Source organism: Allomuricauda ruestringensis DSM 13258, assembly GCF_000224085.1.
GTDB lineage: Bacteria > Bacteroidota > Bacteroidia > Flavobacteriales > Flavobacteriaceae > Flagellimonas > Flagellimonas ruestringensis.
Map to the genome: position 1 here is coordinate 1,239,906 of NC_015945.1, position 19,601 is coordinate 1,259,506.

General features: G+C 40.2%; 22 protein-coding genes. 16 read left to right on the forward strand and 6 right to left on the reverse strand.

Annotation, left to right across the window (positions count from 1 at the left end):
• Positions 1-50: 50 nt before the first annotated feature.
• On the reverse strand, positions 51-1,391 hold the full coding sequence (gdhA, locus tag MURRU_RS05560) for an NADP-specific glutamate dehydrogenase (protein ID WP_014032453.1): 1,341 nt from the start codon (positions 1,389-1,391) through the stop codon (positions 51-53).
• A gap of 128 nt (positions 1,392-1,519) precedes the next feature.
• Entirely contained in the window at positions 1,520-2,674 is a 1,155-nt protein-coding gene (locus tag MURRU_RS05565) for a cystathionine gamma-synthase (protein WP_041801344.1), read from the reverse strand.
• A gap of 86 nt (positions 2,675-2,760) precedes the next feature.
• On the opposite strand from MURRU_RS05565, the gene MURRU_RS05570 reads away from it, so the two are divergent.
• Positions 2,761-3,501 carry a DUF3298 and DUF4163 domain-containing protein gene (locus tag MURRU_RS05570; RefSeq protein ID WP_014032455.1) on the forward strand — a complete coding sequence of 247 codons (741 nt, stop codon included), beginning with the start codon at positions 2,761-2,763 and terminating at the stop codon, positions 3,499-3,501.
• Here MURRU_RS05570 and MURRU_RS05575 read toward each other — a convergent pair.
• Positions 3,498-3,965, reverse strand: coding sequence for a DinB family protein (locus MURRU_RS05575; RefSeq protein WP_014032456.1), 468 nt, complete (start codon positions 3,963-3,965; stop codon positions 3,498-3,500). The two genes, MURRU_RS05570 and MURRU_RS05575, sit on opposite strands and share 4 nt — an antisense overlap.
• Positions 3,966-4,139: 174 nt before the next feature.
• Between MURRU_RS05575 and MURRU_RS05580 the strand changes: the two genes are divergently transcribed.
• From MURRU_RS05580 to MURRU_RS17320, 6 genes are all read left to right on the forward strand, one after another.
• Entirely contained in the window at positions 4,140-4,493 is a 354-nt protein-coding gene (locus MURRU_RS05580; protein WP_014032457.1) for an arsenate reductase family protein, read from the forward strand.
• Positions 4,490-5,383 (forward strand): DMT family transporter, encoded by an 894-nt coding sequence (locus tag MURRU_RS05585; protein ID WP_014032458.1) that lies wholly within the window; start codon positions 4,490-4,492, stop codon positions 5,381-5,383. The genes MURRU_RS05580 and MURRU_RS05585 overlap by 4 nt, the downstream gene beginning before the upstream one ends.
• Positions 5,384-5,807: 424 nt before the next feature.
• Positions 5,808-6,383, forward strand: coding sequence for a thioredoxin family protein (locus MURRU_RS17310; protein WP_014032459.1), 576 nt, complete (start codon positions 5,808-5,810; stop codon positions 6,381-6,383).
• Between the two features lie 29 nt (positions 6,384-6,412).
• Positions 6,413-6,613 (forward strand): hypothetical protein, encoded by a 201-nt coding sequence (locus MURRU_RS05595; protein ID WP_014032460.1) that lies wholly within the window; start codon positions 6,413-6,415, stop codon positions 6,611-6,613.
• Between the two features lie 83 nt (positions 6,614-6,696).
• Positions 6,697-7,395 carry a GLPGLI family protein gene (locus tag MURRU_RS17315; RefSeq protein WP_014032461.1) on the forward strand — a complete coding sequence of 233 codons (699 nt, stop codon included), beginning with the start codon at positions 6,697-6,699 and terminating at the stop codon, positions 7,393-7,395.
• Positions 7,392-10,064 carry a carboxypeptidase-like regulatory domain-containing protein gene (locus tag MURRU_RS17320; protein WP_014032462.1) on the forward strand — a complete coding sequence of 891 codons (2,673 nt, stop codon included), beginning with the start codon at positions 7,392-7,394 and terminating at the stop codon, positions 10,062-10,064. The genes MURRU_RS17315 and MURRU_RS17320 overlap by 4 nt, the downstream gene beginning before the upstream one ends.
• A gap of 141 nt (positions 10,065-10,205) precedes the next feature.
• On the opposite strand, the gene MURRU_RS05610 is transcribed toward MURRU_RS17320, so the two are convergent.
• Positions 10,206-10,688, reverse strand: a complete 483-nt coding sequence (locus MURRU_RS05610) for an acyl-CoA thioesterase (RefSeq protein ID WP_014032463.1) — start codon at positions 10,686-10,688, stop codon at positions 10,206-10,208.
• Positions 10,689-10,805: 117 nt separating this feature from the next.
• Between MURRU_RS05610 and MURRU_RS05615 the strand changes: the two genes are divergently transcribed.
• From MURRU_RS05615 to MURRU_RS05650, 8 genes are all read left to right on the forward strand, one after another.
• Positions 10,806-11,783 (forward strand): NAD(P)H-dependent flavin oxidoreductase, encoded by a 978-nt coding sequence (locus tag MURRU_RS05615; RefSeq protein ID WP_014032464.1) that lies wholly within the window; start codon positions 10,806-10,808, stop codon positions 11,781-11,783.
• Between the two features lie 22 nt (positions 11,784-11,805).
• Entirely contained in the window at positions 11,806-12,765 is a 960-nt protein-coding gene (locus tag MURRU_RS05620) for a YheT family hydrolase (protein ID WP_014032465.1), read from the forward strand.
• Positions 12,766-12,882: 117 nt separating this feature from the next.
• On the forward strand, positions 12,883-13,362 hold the full coding sequence (locus MURRU_RS05625; protein ID WP_041801346.1) for a c-type cytochrome: 480 nt from the start codon (positions 12,883-12,885) through the stop codon (positions 13,360-13,362).
• 82 nt (positions 13,363-13,444) lie between these two features.
• Complete coding sequence (locus tag MURRU_RS05630) at positions 13,445-14,152, forward strand: hypothetical protein (protein ID WP_014032467.1); 708 nt, start codon at positions 13,445-13,447, stop codon at positions 14,150-14,152.
• A 65-nt stretch (positions 14,153-14,217) separates the two neighbouring features.
• Positions 14,218-14,769: a dihydrofolate reductase family protein gene (locus MURRU_RS05635; RefSeq protein WP_014032468.1), complete on the forward strand. Its 552-nt coding sequence runs from the start codon at positions 14,218-14,220 to the stop codon at positions 14,767-14,769.
• A gap of 182 nt (positions 14,770-14,951) precedes the next feature.
• Complete coding sequence (locus tag MURRU_RS05640) at positions 14,952-15,371, forward strand: META domain-containing protein (RefSeq protein ID WP_014032469.1); 420 nt, start codon at positions 14,952-14,954, stop codon at positions 15,369-15,371.
• Positions 15,368-16,192: an META domain-containing protein gene (locus tag MURRU_RS05645; RefSeq protein ID WP_014032470.1), complete on the forward strand. Its 825-nt coding sequence runs from the start codon at positions 15,368-15,370 to the stop codon at positions 16,190-16,192. Before MURRU_RS05640 ends, MURRU_RS05645 begins: the two co-directional genes overlap by 4 nt.
• A 2-nt stretch (positions 16,193-16,194) precedes the next feature.
• A complete protein-coding gene (locus MURRU_RS05650) occupies positions 16,195-16,791 on the forward strand; it encodes a DinB family protein (RefSeq protein ID WP_014032471.1) in 597 nt (198 codons plus the stop codon).
• Positions 16,792-16,902: 111 nt separating this feature from the next.
• On the opposite strand, the gene MURRU_RS05655 is transcribed toward MURRU_RS05650, so the two are convergent.
• On the reverse strand, positions 16,903-17,823 hold the full coding sequence (locus MURRU_RS05655) for a hypothetical protein (protein ID WP_041801348.1): 921 nt from the start codon (positions 17,821-17,823) through the stop codon (positions 16,903-16,905).
• A gap of 124 nt (positions 17,824-17,947) precedes the next feature.
• On the opposite strand from MURRU_RS05655, the gene MURRU_RS05660 reads away from it, so the two are divergent.
• Complete coding sequence (locus MURRU_RS05660) at positions 17,948-18,949, forward strand: NAD(P)H-dependent glycerol-3-phosphate dehydrogenase (protein ID WP_014032473.1); 1,002 nt, start codon at positions 17,948-17,950, stop codon at positions 18,947-18,949.
• An 8-nt stretch (positions 18,950-18,957) separates the two neighbouring features.
• On the opposite strand, the gene MURRU_RS05665 is transcribed toward MURRU_RS05660, so the two are convergent.
• Positions 18,958-19,596: a hypothetical protein gene (locus MURRU_RS05665; protein WP_014032474.1), complete on the reverse strand. Its 639-nt coding sequence runs from the start codon at positions 19,594-19,596 to the stop codon at positions 18,958-18,960.
• Positions 19,597-19,601 lie beyond the last annotated feature (5 nt).

Genomic DNA, 19,601 nt, shown 5'->3' on the forward strand with positions numbered 1-19,601 from the left:
TAGCCACTACTTCTGGTAACTGCCAATCTAAAATTATTTTGGTAATCGGATTAGATCACCCCTTGGGCCAACATAGCATCTGCAACCTTAACAAAGCCAGCAATGTTGGCCCCTTTTACATAGTTGCAATACCCGCCCTCTTCACCATACTCTACACAAGAGTCATGAATATCGGCCATAATCCCTTTCAATCGTTTATCCACTTCTTCCCTTGTCCAGCTAATACGAAGTGAATTCTGACTCATCTCCAATCCTGAAGTGGCTACACCACCTGCATTTGAAGCTTTACCTGGTGCGAACAGAATTTTCGCATCGTGGAATGCATGGATGGCTTCTGGGGTAGAAGGCATATTTGCACCTTCTGCCACGGCAATACATCCGTTTTTGATCAATGTTGCAGCTGCGTCACCATCCAATTCGTTTTGGGTGGCACATGGTAATGCTATATCGCAAGCAATTTTCCATGGTGTTTCTCCCTTATGGAACTCTGCCGATGGATATTTATCTACATACTCGGAAATTCTTCCTCGTCTGTTATTCTTCAAGTCCATCACAAAGGCTAGTTTTTCGGCATCAATACCGTCCTTATCGTAGATGAACCCTCCTGAATCAGAAAGTGTTAATACGGTACCTCCAAGTTGCAATACCTTTTCAGCAGCATATTGTGCCACGTTGCCAGAACCAGAAATCACCACTTTTTTACCTTCAAAAGTCTCGTTTCTGGTTTTGAGCATGCTATCGGCAAAGTAAACCGTACCATAACCAGTTGCTTCAGGACGAATCAAGGAGCCTCCCCAAGAAAGTCCTTTACCTGTCAACACACCGGTAAACTCGTTACGTATTTTCTTGTACATCCCGAACAGGAACCCGATTTCACGGGCACCTACGCCTATATCACCTGCTGGAATATCTGTATTTGGACCAATGTGCCTGCACAGCTCGGTCATAAAAGCATGGCAAAAACGCATGATCTCATCGTCCGACTTGCCTTTAGGGTCAAAATCGGAACCACCTTTACCTCCACCCATGGGCAGGGTTGTCAAACTATTTTTGAAAACTTGTTCAAAGGCCAAGAACTTAAGCACACTGGCGTTTACGGTCGGGTGAAAACGAAGTCCCCCTTTGTATGGTCCAATGGCCGAGTTCATTTGAACACGGTAGCCGCGGTTTACATGGATTTCTCCATCATCATCTATCCATGCCACACGGAATGAAATCAATCGCTCAGGCTCTACCATCCGCAATAAAATGTTTTTACCGTGGTATATGTCGTTCTGTGCTATGTAAGGTATCACGGTTTCCGCAACTTCTTGCACGGCTTGTATGAATTCGGGCTCATGACCATTTCTGGCAATCACCTCATCCATAAACGCTTTTATTTTTGTTTCCATATATGGGTTAAAATTAATTTTCTTTCCGCTCGCGAAAAGTATTTTTTTGTTGAATTATGAATTTGAGGGCAAAATTATATTATTTCAATAATTTGAATGCATGTATTTTATAAATTTTTCAAAAAATGTTATTTCAAGGCCTGATCTAAATCTGCAATCAAATCTTCTACATCCTCAATGCCCACGCTAAGTCTGATCAGGGCATCAACTACACCATTTTTTTCTCGTTCTTCCTTTGGAATACTACCGTGCGACATACTCGCCGGATGTCCCACTAAACTTTCGACACCTCCTAACGATTCAGCTAGTGTGAATAGTTGAAATTTCTCTACAATTTTTATGGCGCTTTCGTAGCTTCCGCCTTTGGGCACAAAGGAAATCATCCCGCCAAAGCCCCTCATTTGATTTTTGGCTACCTCGTGGTTGGGATGCCATTCAAACCCTGGCCAATATATGGTATCGATTTTGGGGTGATTCTCCAAATATTTAGCAATGGATTCCCCATTTTCGCAATGTCGTTGCATGCGCACGTGAAGTGTTTTAATGCCGCGAAGGGTCAAAAAACTATCCATAGGGCCGCAAATACCTCCGCTGGATTTCTGGATAAAATAGAGTTGCTCGGCCAATTTCTCATCCCTTACCACCAAGGCGCCGACCACCACATCGCTATGTCCGGCCAAGTATTTAGTAGCAGAATGCATCACGATATCTGCACCGAGCTCCAACGGTCGCTGTAGGTATGGTGTGGCAAACGTATTGTCCACCGCCAACAGCAACTCATGCTCTTTTGCAATTTTTGAAACGGCTTTAATGTCAATAATATTCATCATGGGGTTGGTAGGGGTTTCCACCCACACCAGCTTGGTATTCCTATTGATTTGTGAAGCCAGTTCCTGCATATCCGTCATATCTGAAAACCTGAACCTGACCCCAAATTTTTCAAAAACACCCTTAAAAAGCCGATAGCTGCCTCCGTACAGGTCACTTGTACAGATTACCTCGTCACCAGGGCCCAACAGTTTCATCACGGCATCTATGGCGGCCATGCCACTGCCAAAAGCCATCCCAAAGTTGCCGTTCTCTAAACTGGCCACCGCATTTTCCAAAGCGGTTCTGGTAGGGTTTGCCCCCCTGGAATATTCGTAACCCTTATGCCCTCCCGGAGTGGATTGCGCATAAGTAGAGGTTTGGTAAATGGGAGGCATTACCGCACCATAGGCTTTATCGGGGTGCTGCCCACCATGAATGGCCTTACTGTTAAACTTTAACTCTTTTTTGCTCATGCTAAAACTATCTTCATACAAATGTATCGTTATCTTTTGGCCTAATCAATGAAGTTGTATTTTTGATGACCCAAAAACCTCGACCCATGAAAAAACACCTTGCAACAATCTTTTTTTTGTGCCTATTGATGAGTTGCCAAACAGAGAGCAAACTTACTTTTGAGCCCAAACAATTACTAGGGGAAAATTGTGATGGCTGCCCAAAAATAGAAGTCAACATTCCAAGTGCATTGGACGACTCCCCGGTTGCCGAAGCCATAAATATTGCGCTTCAAGAAGAGATTATCAGTATTTTGTCCTTTAATGAAGATGAAACCATTGACAGCGTGGATAAAGCCCTGCAATCGTTTACCGCGAGCTACAAGGAACTTAAGGCCAAATTCCCCGATGAGGTGCAATGGGAGGCCGAGATAGATGGTACAGTGGTTTATGAGGATGAAAACATTCTTACTTTGATACTCAATTCCTACTCCTTTACGGGCGGCGCCCATGGCTATGCATCCACTTCCTATCTAAATTTTGATAAAAGAAAGGGTACAGAACTCGAAAACTCGGAACTTTTTGATGATTTGGAAGGTTTTGAAGATTTTGCAGAGACCAAGTTCCGTGTTCAAGAAAACATCCCACAGCACAAAAACATCAATGCTACGGGCTTTATGTTCGATGGAGATTCGTTCCATTTGCCCAACAGCATCGGGTACACTAAAGAAGGGTTAAAATTGATTTACAACCAATACGAGGTAGCCTCATACGCCGATGGCCCCATTGTTTTAACATTACCCTACAATGAAATCAATACCTATTTAAAAAGAAAAGTGAAGCACTAACGATCCCGTTCCAACGCCTTTTTCAAAGCCAAAATGGCCCCAAGGTGAAGCCCTTCATGAAACACATTGAAAGCCAAAGCGTCTTCCACCTTGTTTAAACCAATTTTTGGGGTTGTCATATATTCCTTAAAAGTCTTGAACTTGCCGTGTTCGTAGTCCAACTGAATAAGCTTCACCGTACTGAACAGATAGGCCGATATTTTCTCCATCTCCTCCTTTGTCGGCTCTCCTTCAGGAAATGTTCCTTTTCGGTATTTATCTATCAGCTCTTTCTCGATGGTAAACTCCATATCGCTCAACCCGTAGATCAATAATTGTGGAGTTACCACCACATGGGCTATGTTCCACCAAATATTATTGTTGAAACCTTCAGGAATTTTGAACAAATCCTCTCTTGGGGTATGCTCCAAGTGGCCGTGAAGAATCTTTCTGTTCTTGAGAAGAATATCAAATAACTTTTCCATAGGATAGCAATTGGTTGATGTAAAACTAGCCCTAAAATCTGAAAAAGTATCCCCAAAGCGTGATTAATCCATCATCAAAAAAACAAACACTGCCTTTAAAAGCTGTTGAATTTACATGTTCGTAATGTGATTTGATGGATTTTTGATTTCCTTTGCCTATCCAGCAAAATAGTCATGAAAAAAATATATCATTTGGGCAGCTGCTCAACCTGCAAACGTATTCTTAAAGAATTGGAACCTTTGGACGGTGTTGAACTCCAAGAAATAAAATCTGAGACCATTACACCGAAACAATTGGAACAAATGGCGGAGCTCAGCGAAAGTTATGAATCCCTTTTTAGCAGAAGGGCCGTGCTTTTTAGACAACGGGGTTTACATGAAAAAGAACTTTCTCAAAACGATTACAAAGATTTGATCTTAGAACATTATACCTTTTTAAAAAGACCCGTAGTTATGGTTGACGGTCAAATTTTTATTGGAAACTCCAAAAAAACGGTCCAAGCCGCCAAGGAAGCCCTTCATTCATGAGCAAAAGAACGTTGGCCATTTTGGCCGCCATCGGTGCCACATTTATTTATGGCATAAACCATACTGTGGCCAAAGGGGTCATGCCCACGCATGTTAAACCCTTTGGGTTTATTTTTCTCCGTGTTGGGGGAGCTGCGCTTCTTTTTTGGTTGATTTCTTTTTTTGGCCCCAAGGAAAAAATCGAGAAAAGAGACTGGGGCCGCATGTTGGTTTGTACCCTATTGGGTATGTCCATAAACATGCTTTCGTTTTTTAAAGGCCTACAACTTTCCACCCCCATCAACAGTGCTGTTCTGGTGACCATTACTCCTATAATCGTTGTGGTTATCTCTGCCCTTTTTCTGAAAGAGAGAATTACCTTGAACAAAGGTTTAGGGATTTTTTTGGGATTTGTGGGTGCGGTCGGGCTTATTCTTTTTGGAGCAGAAGCTCGTCAAAATGCACCTAACATACCTTTAGGTAACTTTTTGTTCATTATAAATGCCACTTCCTATGGTGCTTATCTTGTTGTTGTCAAAAAACTGATTGAAAAGTACCATCCTTTTACTCTAATGAAATGGCTGTTCACCATTGGAGTGGTCATTAATCTACCATTGACACTTCCCGAAGCAATGGAAATACAATGGTCCACCATGCCTCTCTGGGCCTATGGTTCTGTTGCCTTTGTGGTGATCGGAACCACATTCTTGACTTATCTGTTCAATATTTTTGCATTGACACAGCTCAAAGCTTCATCTGTGGGGGCCTTTGTATACATGCAACCTTTGGTTGGGATACTGTTCGCCCTGTTTGCAGGCAAAGATGAATTGACGCTTGTTAAGGTTGCTGCAATGGCCTTTGTACTGGTGGGCGTGTATTTGGCGAGTAAAAAACCGAAGGTCTCCTCATAGAATCTTTCAGTCCTTTCATTGTAAACTCCGGCTTATCAATTGAAACGGAGCATCTGTCAATCGAAATGGGGCATCTGTCAATTGAAAGGATATTCTTTTTATAATAAGCTGTATTATCATCGATGAATGTCATCAATTTTTTACAATAAAGTAAAACGGAATACCCGGTTTTTTAGTCCCTAAAGGACTCTTGTTAAAAATATTGATTCTCACTTGGGACTTTGTAGTAACATTAAAACCATGATGCGCTCATTTGGGCCATGTATCCTTAACCTATATCAAAATACTGAAAGTCAAATTATTAACACTTAATACCAACTATACAAGTTTTAATACCAGATATACATTATACAGCTACACTTTTTTAATATTTTTCCTACATTTTAAATGTGTGTTAATTAGTTCATATAAAAATTTAAATATTTTGATTGACCAGCCTGAATCCTCTTTACCCATCAATCTTAAAGACCAAACCGATAAACCCATATTTTTTGACGTTAAGGGATTCGTATCCAAAATATTGATTTTGACTTTTTTTATTGTTCCATTTACATTGTCATCTCAACAAACCATCGATATTGGATTGATTGAAGATAACAAAATGGAGGCCTTTTACAACCTGATATGGTTTTCCAAGAAGTATAATGGATTTACCCCGACCGTTTCATTGAATGGCAATCTTGCCGAAAATTTGAGACAGAGTGAGTTTTTTGTTTTCATGGGTACTTGGTGCCACGACACCAAAATGTTTCTTCCCAAATTTTTCAAGTTATTGGATAGTATGAACATATCAAAAGACCAAATAACCTTATACAATGTCGATAAAAAGAAACGACGTCCAAGGGCTCCCATAAAAAATTACGGGATCAAATATCTGCCCACTATCATCTTTATCAAGGATGGTATGGAAATAGGAAGGATAGTCGAATTTCCTTTTTTTTCAATGGAAGAGGATATTTCAAAAATGTATGCAAACTTAAAGGAAGACACTAAAGATTAATTTATTTATTAACCATTAATTTTTTTACTATGAAAAATGCTTTTTTATTATTGGCCGTAACTTTTATGGCTTATCCTGTGGGTGCTACTACCACAAATGAAAAACCAATGGTAGCTACAGACTGTCATGCCCAAGCATGTCAAGTTGCCGAACAAGGAGCTGCTTCTGGCGGCAATGTTAATGAAATATATGAGCTGGCTTACGAAATGTGCGAGAGTGGTGAATTTTGATATGTGAGTTAAACATATTTAACAAAATCAAGGCTGTTCAATTTAAATTGAACAGCCTTGTTCACTAAAAATAAAAAATTACAATGAAACACGTACTTATACTTTTTGCCATAACAATTTTTATTTTTAAAACCAATGCCCAGGAAGCAATTATCGAATATCATTCGGTTTATTATGATATGCCAAATGTTGAGAAAGACGAGGATTTTAAAAGAAAACTAGCTTTGGAGATAAATGACATGAAATATGCTTTACGTTATAATGTTGAAAAATCATTCTTTGAAGAAATGCCTCGTGTACCCCATGTTGAGTTTATGGGAAAAGTAGCCTCCATAGTAGCCTATTCAGATCGACCATGGCACCAAGATGCAAAACAAAAGAACTCTTTTAGAAACAAAAAAATAAAGGACTCCATGTATATTGTCACCCACAAAGATAGAATGGAGGGATGGAAATTGCACAACGAGACCAAGGACATCGATGGCTATACCTGCTACAAGGCCACCAAACACCATGTCCAATATTATACTGAAATCGAATTCACCATTGAGGCATGGTATACTCCAGAAATACCTGTTCCATATGGACCCGTTGGTTTTGGAGGATTGCCCGGACTTATTCTACAACTGGAACGCAGTCATGTCATATTTGTTGCCGATCAGGTAACACTGAACCCTAAAGGCGGTATCAAACCGATAAAGGCAGTCAAACCGGGCAGGGTAATAACCAGCAAGGAAAAAAATGTTTTAATGAGAAGGGCAAGAAAAGTAACTGAAGATTGAAACTGTATTCCAAAAACCTAACCCATTTTGTTATACAATTTTCAGTACTGTTGGTTGCTGTTGGTTGTTTTGCCCAAGAAAAACCCTCTTTTTCAGGAAGTATTAAGGATATAGCAGGCAATGGACTGGAAGGGGCCAATATCGTGCTCTATCCAACCAATAAGAACATTCCTCCCCCTTTTGCCGTCTCAGGCAAGGATGGTGCATTCAATGTAACTGTTGTTAGGGACGAACCCTATACCCTAAACATAACCTTTATAGGGTTTGAACCAATAAAGGAAGACATTGTTTTTTCGGAGATGGCCACCACAAAAGAATATGTACTCAAGGAAGCCCTGAACGAACTGGAAGAGGTAGTAATCAATTATACCCCGCCGATAAAAATCAAAAAAGATACGACCACCTATCAAGTAGACGCCTTTGTCAATGGCAAGGAAAGGAAACTCGGAGCCGTTCTGAAAAAACTTCCGGGAATCTCCGTGAACCGGGATGGCGAAGTCTTTTTCAAGGACAAGAAAGTAGAGGCTGTTTTGGTAGAGAACAAGACATTTTTTACCGGGCAGCCCAAAATGGCCACAAAAAACATTCCGGCGGATGTGGTCAGTGAAGTCCAAATGATAGAGGATTACAATGAAACCCCTTTTTTAAAGGAATTTGAAAACTCGGACAACCTTGTCATGAACATAAAGCTAAAAGAGGGGAAGAAAAACTTTCTTTTTGGTGACATAGAATCTAGTTTGGGATATAAGGACAGGTACCGGTTTCATCCCAGTGTCTTCAAATATTCCCCTACTACGGTACACAATTTTATTGGTGATATAAACAATACACCGACCAGGTCGTTTACCTTGTCCGATTATATTTCCATGGAGGGGGAGAAAGATATAAAAGGTATTATCAATGCCTATAATTCACCAATAGGTAAATTTTTACAGAACACGGATTACTATAAAAACAACCATTATTTTGGGGGATACAATTTTCAGTATAACCCGAACAAAGCCCATGAATTTAGGGTCTTTGCCCTAGGTATGTTGGATAGATCATCAAATCAGGATGTGTATAGCTATACGTACCAACCCTCTCAGGCTACAGAGCATAGAACGAACAATCTGACGAACAACAATAACGTTTTTTACGGAAAAGTGAAGTACAAATACACCCCGGACCTGTATACTGTTGTGAAACTGGACTTTGCCCTTGACAGGACCAACCTGGAGCGTGACGGCTTGAACATTTCAGACAACAATGAGGACCAACGGGACTATACCTCATTTAAAAACCATCTTGGAGAGCGATTTTCAATGAATGCCATGATGGACAAATGGTTTTCGGGAAGCAACGTATCTACAGCTAAGTTAAGTTTTTTCGGAAATAAAGAATCCTATACCAACTCCTGGAACAGTCCCTTTAATATTTTTTCACCATCCATACCGTTGTCCGAATCGGACACTTATCAAGTAAACGATCAAGGAGAAAGAAAATACTCGAATCTTGATCTGGACTTGAAGCATCATTACCGACCGTTCAGGACAAATATGATCAGTTTTGGGTTTAATGCCAAAATACAAAGGAGCAGTTTAGAGAATTACGCCATTCAAGATATTGACCAAATGCAATCGTTGTTCCTTGATGGATTTGTAAATGATTTCAGCAGTCTTTTGAATGAATTGAACACCTCAGTGACCCATAAATGGTATATAAGCAGACCGTTTATCGTTGATTTTGGAGTGGTGTTCCAGAATGTGTTTTGGAAAGACCGACAAACTCTTATGGAGAATACATATTCTGATAACAATATACTTCCAGCAGCCAAAATTGAATGGAACTTTGATGAGAAAAAAAGTCTGGAACTCAACTACAATATGTCCGTAACCAATCCTCAACCCGATTCCAGGCTTGCTGGACGTACCATTTCAGATTTCAATCGGATATCGGAAGGAAACCCTCTTTTGACACAGCCCACCACAGAAAGAGCTTTGTTATCATTTTCCATATCAAAAACTTATGGCCTTAGTCTTTACACAAAGCTGGGATATAGAAAACATAGCAAATCTATAGTTCAGAACATTATATCCGATGGTATCGACGGGGAGGTATCACCCTATCAACTGGACAATGATCTGGACTCTTATAATGTATCCATACGGGGTAAGTACAATCGAAAATATTGGCGGGTTTCTTTGGAAAACACATATTTTTATAGGAACAGTATTTCCATTTTCAACGGGCAGCAACGGTTCAACAATTCAGTAAATGTGAATAATGATCTTAGGTTCAGCACAACTTTTGAGGAAGTGCCAAATGTGGAGCTCGATATCAACAATTCCTTCTACAAATATTCCAATCCTTTTTTTGTGAACAGGACCATTACCACGGATATTAATCTTTCGGGAATGTATGATTATAAGGATTGGAAATTCGAGGTATCCTTTTTCCAAAATTTTTATAGCAACAGGAGCCAGTCAAACAGTTCATATTTTAATCTAATCGGGGCCAAAGTATTTTACCACAAGGAAGATTCCCCGTTTGAAATTGGGCTTGAAGTCTATAATCTGGGCAACAATGTCAACCAAACCTCAAACCAATATAATTCGATGTATTTTATGGAGCACCACAGACGTGTTTTCCCAAGAATTCTTATGGTCAATTTAAATTATAAATTATAAAAATCAATTTTCCCGTAGTCTTTCTATGAAAATTTTTGACCGAAGGGATTATGCAACCTGGCCAGCAAGTGTATTCACTCGTGCAGCACATAAAAATAAACATAGCCACAAACGGACATGATGCCTGCGCCCACATTGAGGCTAAACCACCTCCAAATCCTTCGGTACCTGCACAAACCTTCGTGTATCCGCCTTGGTCAATGTTTTAAAATCCTCTGTTTTTTCCATGGATTCAAAGGCTTTGAGAAATTTGTCGGGCAATCCTGTTAGCTTCCTTGTTTTCAAATCTATCCAAGCGCCCATCATCTCGCAACGTGCAAAGTTTTTGCCGTTATGGTCGTAAAAATTATGCCTGAACTCAAAAAACATTCCGTTCTCGCTCATCCCTACAAACTCCAACGAAACTTTTACGGGCATGCCAGGAAATGCTTCTTTAAAATAGTATACGTGCTCGTAAAAGACCACAGGACCAATATTATGGGCGGCCATACTTTTTTGGTTGAATCCCAATTGGTTCAAATAAGCCATTCGGGTATGGCTCATAAAATTAATATAAGCGGAATTCGCCAAGTGCCGATTAGCGTCCGTATCGCTCCATCTGATCTCAAATTCTTTAAAAAACATAGTGGGTTATTTTGTTATGCATGCATAATAATTGTAAAAATACCATAGTTTTGGTAACTGATTCCAATGCGGAAGAAGAATTGTTCCTATTTTTAAACATAGTTTAACACATAATCAATGAGCCAAAAAGCTGAATTCATCAAAAATCTATCACTTCCTGTAATTGCCGCACCCATGTTCTTGATTTCGGGACCCGAATTAGTGGTGGAATGTTGCAAAAACGGTATTGTCGGCACATTTCCTGCCCTTAACCAACGCACTAGTGAAGGTTTTGAGGAATGGCTCATCCAGATAAAATCCGAGTTAAAAACATTTGAAGAGAAAACAGGTAAAAAAGCGGCACCCTTTGGTGTTAATCTAGTGGTACACCCTACAAACCCGAGATTGGAGGCCGATGTAAAGCTTTGTGTTAAACATCAAGTTCCCTTGGTAATCACTTCACTGGGTGCCGTGAGTCAGGTTGTGGATGCCATTCACAGTTATGGTGGTCTGGTTTTTCATGACATCATTAAAAAACGTCACGCGGAAAAAGCGGCCGAAGCAGGCGTGGACGGACTCATTCTCGTGTCTGCAGGAGCAGGTGGCCATGCTGGCACCATCAATCCTATGAGCTTGATTGCCGAGGTAAAAAAATTCTTTGATAAGACCATTATTTTATCCGGATGCATCAGTAACGGACGTGATGTTGCCGCTGCTCTTCAAATGGGAGCCGACCTTGCCTACATGGGTACTCGTTTTATCAATACAGAAGAAAGCAAGGCTACCGAAGAGTACCGAAAAATGATCATTGATGCAGGAGCTAGCGATGTAGTCTATACCGCGGCCATTTCGGGGGTGCACGCCAATTTCTTGGCGGCTAGTTTGCAAGCAGCAGGCATCACCGAAGAAGACTTGAAAAAAGACACAAAAATTGATTTTGGCAAAGAACTGGATACCGAAGCCAAAGCATGGAAAACGATTTGGTCAGCCGGACAAGGGGTAACAACCATAGATAATGTATTGTCCGTATCAAAACTCGTTGAAAGTTTGAAAGGCGAATTTAAAACAGCGGTTGAAGAACAAGCAAATCTTTTAAAAAACTTCCCGAAAGAGTAATTTTTAAACCAAAATTGTACCGATGCCCCAAGTCACTTCCGATTACACTCCACCCTTTCTGTTTAAAAATGGTCATTTTGCCACCATTTACTCAGGTATTATCCGTTCGGTAAACGGTGTGGTCCAAAAAAGGGAAAGACTCACCCTTTCCGATGGGGATTTTTTGGATATGGACTGGAGCGATTCGCAAACACCGACCCAAAAATTGGTAGTGCTTCTCCATGGGTTGGAAGGAGATGCGCAACGACCCTATATTACCGGAAGTGCCAAAATTCTCAATCAAAATGGGTATGACGCCTGTGCAGTAAATTACCGCGGTTGCAGTGGCGAGCCCAACAAAATGTACCGCTCCTATCATTCTGGGGCGACTGAAGATTTGATCGAGGTGCTCGACCATATCCTAAATACAAGGAATTACTCCGAAATTTACTTGAAGGGTTTTAGTTTGGGAGGAAACCTCCTGCTTAAATATTTGGGAGAAGAAAACAATATTCCAAAGGAATTGAAAGGCGCCGTTGCGGTATCCGTGCCTTGCAATCTTTATGATTCTTGTCAACAATTGCTGAGTCCAAAAAATATGCTGTATGCGATAAGATTCAAAGGAAATTTATTGGGCAAGCTCCGGCAAAAACAACAAATGTTTCCCGAAAAAATAAGCGAAGCCGACATCAAAAAAATTAAGACTTTAAAAGATTTTGATGACATCTACACCAGTAAGGCGCATCATTTTAAAGATGCTTTGGATTATTACCACAAATGCAGTTCCCTTCAATTCTTGTCAAACATCAAAGTCCCGAGCCTGATCATCAATGCAAAAAACGACTCTTTCTTGGGTCCGGAATGCTATCCGATCAAAGAAACCACAAACAACCATTCACTTTATTTGGAAACCCCAACTTATGGTGGACATGTTGGTTTTTGGGGCAAAAAAAACATCACTTACACCGAAAAAAGAGCTTTGGATTTCTTTAATTCTCTTTAACTACAACGTTTTCTGATCTAATATTGTGATGATCAACACAGAAATGCCCATAATTTTATTGGCTAATTACCTATCTTAGTGCCTACGTTTACACAAACAAAATTCAATAGAATCAGAATGAAAAAAATTGTAATGTTCTTGGCCTTGGGTGCCTTGATAGCTAGTTGCGGTGGAAAAAAAGAAGAAAAAAAAGATGGTTTTGAGGTGAGTCGCACCAAAACTGAAGAAAAAAAAGCTGAAGAAAAAGAAGGTGTTCCCGTTGATTTGGACAACAAAGGAGTTGGACCCATAACCAATTTGGAGTTCCCTGATGAAATCAATGATGAAATGGCTGCGCGTGGAAAAGCTAAATTTGATGCCATTTGTGTGGCATGCCACATGATCGATAAACGCATGATCGGGCCTGCCCTAAAAGGAGTTTACGACAGAAGAAGCCCGGAATGGGTAATGAACATGATCCTAAACCCTGATGGGATGCTGAAAGAAGACCCCATCGCAAAAGCTTTGTTGAAAGAATACAACAATGCGATAATGCTTAATCAAAACTTAACGGAGGACGAGGCTAGAGATGTTGCCGAGTACTTAAGAACGCTCTAACAAACCAACCTAATTATATTGAAAAGCTGCTGTTTTGTGATAAAACAGCAGCTTTTTTTATCTTAATGAAAACTTTTAGGCCATGAAAAAACCAATATTGCTTGCTGTTTCTTTATTAGTTGCCCCTCTCTTACATGCACAGGACTTGCATGGTGCATGGACCGCAACCGAATCCGATGCTGAAGTTCGTCAAACAGAACATACGCTTATTTTTACGGATGCTTTTTTTTCGGAAGCCATTTATGGAAAACCCCATGGAAAATTTATAGGCACCAAAGGGGGCAGTTACACCTTGAATGACGGAATCCTTGACCTTACCTACGAGTTTGCCAACCAAGACCCCAACTTGGTCGGGGAAACCAGATCCATTTCATACACCTTAAAAAACAACATCCTTGAATTGGGCGGGTTGACATGGACCCGAATTGACGATGGAGCCCCGGGCGACCTATTCGGGGCATGGCTGATATCCGGCAGAAAACACGATGGTGAAATTGTAAAGCGCGATACGTCGGGGCCACGAAAAACCATGAAGATATTGTCCGGCACCCATTTTCAATGGATTGCATTTAACACGGAAACCAAACAATTTATGGGAACAGGTGGCGGCACTTATACCACTATTGATGGCAAATACACCGAAAATATCGGTTTTTTTTCCAGGGATGATTCCAGGGTAGGTGCAAGCTTAGAGTTCAACTACGAACTGAAGGATGGCGATTGGCACCATTCCGGACTCAGCAGTAAAGGGCAACCCATTTATGAGGTTTGGAGCCATAGAAAGCTATAAGTTATACGGTTGATAATCATCTGAGAAAATACTTAAATAATCAAAAATTGATTGGATAAAATAATATGAGAAAGATTATTGCAGCATTGAATATGACAATTGACGGGATATGCGACCATACTGCTGGAATACCCGATGAGGAAATACATCAACATTATACGGAATTATTAGGTCAGGGAGACGCAATTTTATATGGCAGGACTACGTATCAACTTATGGAATTTTGGCGGACGTTTTTAGAAAATCCCTCCGAAGAAAAATCAATGAACGACTTTGCTACGGCTATAGACAAAATTCCTAAAATAGTTTTCTCCCGGACAATTAAAAATGTAGAATGGGAAAGTGCAACAATAGCAAAACGTGACTTGAAAGATGAAGTTTTAGAACTCAAGCATCAACCGGGTAAAGATATTTTTGTTGGTAGTCGCAGTTTAATCATACAACTGATTCAACTCGAATTGATTGATGAGTTCCAACTTTGCATTCATCCAATGGTTGAAGGAAAAGGTTTGCCATTATTTGAAAATTTAAACGACAGGACTATTTTTAAGCTTGTTAAGAATAAAACCTTTAAGAGTGGAGCTATAATTCTATATTATCGACCAAAAAACGAATGACAAAGAAAAACAAAGACGGTTGTAAGTAATTGCTTCTACTCGTTTACTCTGAAAATTCCTGCGACCGCTCGGCCAATACTGCAAATAGCACAACCCTCGGAACTATTTTCCCTAACAGAATTGATGCTTACAAACAATATTTTTAGTATTTTACTGACACATTAACCATTAATTTCTGTAAAATGAAATTATCAGTCATCCTCTTTTTTACCGCCGTTCTACTGGCGGAATCCTGCGGTGGACCAAATTCCATTGAAGAAGCATTGTACGGCCCCACTTGGGAGCTCGAATATATTTCTGGGCCACGAATTGCCTTTGATGGCCTTTTCCCGGAAAAAAAACCACAAATAACCTTTAACAAAGAATCTGGTAAAGTATCCGGCACGGATAGTTGCAACGGGTACTCTGCAGATTATATGCTGGAGGGCAGCTCCATTTCTTTCGGAGAGCCAGGACCAACAACCATGATGTTCTGTGGGGGCAGCGAACGCCAATTCTTGGAAATGATGAAAAAAATAGACGGGTATTCCTTCGAGGGCAACAAACTCAACCTATTGGTGGGCGAAATCCCCATGATGCGCTTCAAAAAAGTCAACCCATGATAAAAATACTCATTCCAATTTGCGCATTGTTTTTGTTTTTCAACTGTATTGAAAAGAAAAAACAAGAAACTTCCGAACCCGGGTCATCAGAAATGGAAACAAAGGACACGGTTCAAGTGAAGGAACAAATCCGGCAAATGGAACCCATCACCATAAAAATTGACGGAAGCTATTTTAAGGCCACTGGAACCGAACCTTTTTGGGGACTCAAAATTTATGATGACAAAATTGAGCTTCAGACCATGGAGGACACCATTGTAACGCATTCATCAGAAGCAATTAAGGCACAAGATGCCAATATCAAAATGTTCCGTATTAATACTGAGGCGACCCAGATGGACATTATTATTTCGAACAAGGAATGCACCAATGCCATGTCGGGAGAGGTTTTTCCCTATACCGTAACTGCTTCCTATAAAAGTACAGGCGGAGACGAAACCCGTGTTCTGGAAGGCTGTGGGTCATACATTACGGATTATAGGCTACACGATATTTGGGTATTGGAAGAAATGCAAGGAGCACCGGTATCCAAAGAGGATTTTAACGGGAACGATGTTCCCAATATAGAAATCAACATCAACAACAATAGATTTTCAGGTTTTTCTGGCTGTAACCGGATGACCGGCAGTATTTTTTATGAAAAAGATGTATTGCGTTTTACCCAGATAGCCTCTACCCGAATGGCCTGCCCCAATATGGAAAAGGAATCCGAGTTTTTAAAGGCATTACAGCGCAGCACCAAACACAAAGTGGAAAACAACAGATTATACCTATCCAATGGTTCCAAAGAAAACCTTCTTGTGTTTAAAAAAATAGACTGATTATGAAAAAATTATCCTATTTTTTTGTCATTTTTATTTTGATGATGAATCCCAATCTCCAAGCACAAGAAATGAAATTACCTTACAAAGAAATTCCTGCTTATCCCTCAGACTATGCTTCGGGCAATGTGGTATCCCGAATGATTGATGGATTGGGATACCGGTATTATTGGGCCACAGAAGGCTTAACACAAAAAAATATTGATTATAAACCTTCGGAAGATGGGCGTACCATTATGGAAACCTTGGAGCATATCTATACAATGTCCAACAATATTTTATTGGCACCAGATGCAAAACCGTATGAGCGCCCCAAGAACCCTCCCAAATACTCCTACGAAGAGCTTCGTGCGCTCACCCTGCAAAACTTAAATGCTGCGAGCAACAAGGTTTTGGGCAAAAGCTCGGAAGAAATGGAGCTTTTTAAAGTAATCTTTAAGCAAGAGGAGAGAACATCAGAATTTCCGTATTGGAACATGATCAATGGAATGATTGCAGATTGCATTCAACACACCGGGCAAATTGTTTTGATGCGCCGGGCAAGTGGAAACCCGCAAAACCCAAACGTTAATGTGTTTTTGGGAAAAACCAGGGAATAAACAACTGCACGCATAAAAAAGAACCGCCCCAAGTTTAAATGCTGGGGGCGGTTCTTAACTAAATAACCAACCAAAAAACTTATTTGTATAGTCGAACAATACTGTTCTTCCTTACATATTTCGCTGACGGGTAACGTTCATAGTCGGATTTTTTGTTTTTGAACGTTTTTTGCCCGTTACATCACTCGATTTCAAATATTGAATGTATCCTCTTCCTGTGAATTCATACACCGTTCCGCTGGACACATGGTACAACTCTATGGTACTATCATTAATAACGTACAACTCAAAATAATCATTGCCCAAGAAGTCATAATCGAGTGTTAAAGTTTTCAAAGTGGCATCGTTTGCCTCATCATACACTTCATAATCGCCTTCATAATCCCATTGTATATTGGTGAGCGGGATACCCTGTGCATCCACGGAAGATCTGAAGAGCCCACCACCATCGGCAAAAAACTGAAGGTAGTTTTCTTCATCAAACTCGTTTAAGGCACCAACTTCGCTGGTATACGTTTTTTCCCAAACTTGGTATTCCTGTAAAAGGTAGTGGATGTTGTCGTAGAACACCATATCGTAATCAAAGTTGTTTCTTTGATAACCTTCCAAAATGTAGGACGTATCCGAACGTGGGTCGTACAACTCCAATGTGTTGTTGTCCAAGGCGAACAACTCCATCAACCAAAGACCATCCACATCGTGGTCTATTTCCACTTGTCCGCTGTAGGTAGCATAAGCCCCTACATCAATACCCAATCCGTTGCCCGTTTTGCCCAAACCAGAAAGGTTGTTGTTGGTATAAACGATGCCTCTATCAAAAGAAATCGTGAAAGCACGCTGTAAAAAGGGAACTTCTCCATTTCCACGCGTTTCATTGATATCCACATACCAAAGGTCGTGCGATTCCAAAACCAAGGCGGTATTGACTGGTGATTCTTCTATAAAATCATCTTCCACAATAACCTCGGTATAGCAAGAACCGGCCAAAAGACCTATGAATAAAATTCCAAAGTGTAGTTTTCTATTTTTCATTGTCGAGGTTTTATAGTTCCCTTTACGTAAACCAAGCACTGTGCCAAATTCTTTAACTGTTTGATAATCAAACAAAGGCTAGCTGATGATTTTATTTTTTAGCTTTACACTCTAATTTGGATGCATGAAAGACAAACTTACGTTTGGAGTATTTGGAGGTGGAAGCTGGGGAACTGCTATCGTAAAAATGTTGACCGAAAATTTGGATCAGGTAAACTGGTACATGCGAAGCGATTCTGCAATACGGCATATTAAAAAGGAATGGCACAATCCCAATTATTTGAGTTCGGTAGAGTTTGATGTGGACCAACTTGTTATGAGCCATGATATTAACGAGATTGTTGAAACATCTGATGTGCTCATTTTTGCTATCCCTTCGGCTTTTTTGGAAGGGGAGCTTCAAAACTTGACGGTTTCCTTAAAGGATAAAATTATTTTTTCGGCCATTAAGGGCATTGTCCCTGAAAGTGGACGAATCGTGGGCGAACATTTTAACGAGAAATACGAGATTCCTTTTGAGAATATCGGAGTAATCACAGGACCGTGCCATGCCGAGGAGGTCGCCTTGGAGCGCCTATCGTACCTAACCATTGCCTGTGCCGATGCCGACAAGGCTAAAATGGTGGCCAAACACTTGAAAAGTGATTATATCCGTACCAAAATATCCGACGACATTATCGGTACGGAATATGCCGCCATGCTAAAAAACATTTATGCCATTGCTGCGGGTATTGCGCACGGACTCGGCTACGGGGACAACTTCCAGAGTGTGTTGATGAGCAACGCCATCCGAGAGATGAAACGGTTTATTGACCGCGTGTACAAAATGAAACGTAACATCAATGCCTCTGCCTACTTGGGCGACTTGTTGGTAACGGGCTACTCTGTTTTTAGTAGAAACCGTATGTTTGGGAACATGATCGGTAAGGGCTATACCGTAAAAAGTGCCATGATGGAAATGAATATGGTGGCCGAAGGCTATTACGCCACAAAAAGTGCCCATGATCTTATGGACAAACTGCAAAAAAAATCCAAAACGCCGATTATCAATGCAGTCTATCAAATACTTTATAAAAACAAGAGCCCGAAAAAGGTTTTTGAGAAGTTAACGGAGAAGTTGGATTGATTGGAAGTCTAAAACTTGACAATATCAAAGCTGTAGCTGATAAATGGAACAATAAAAGTCTTTTTTTTATCAAAATACTTTGTGTTTCGAGATATGTAAATACCCATCATTATTTTGGATTTACCTTTTCCATAACCAACGGAAACTTTATTGGCGCTAAAATTATAGTTTTCCATAGAGGTAGTTGAATCGACGACCTCCCCTTCTTCATTAAAAATGGCGTCTGTACGCATATATTCACTATTTCGATTGAGCAAGCTTAGCCCAGCATTGACCAACAAATCTCCTTTTTTAAAAATTTGAAAGTGATAGCTTAAATTAAAATGGTAACCAAACATTAATCCACGTTCCGTTTCCGAAGCTGTTTCATCAATGTAAGTTGTTATCAAATCATACCGAACGGAACTTTTAAAGCCTATGCTAAAGTTTTGCGTGAAATAATAATCAACTCCAATATTTAATACAGGACCAGAATTCTGTAAATCAGGATTAATAAAATTTGTGGCAATTGCTTGGTCCCCCGATTTATGAATAGGTGTGATTCTGAATTCAGCTCCTAAATTGAGAAAGAAACTTTTCTCTCTGGTATTATTTTGTGCTGTAAGATATAATGGTATTAAAAATAGGAGTATCAGTGCTTTTTTCATTGGAA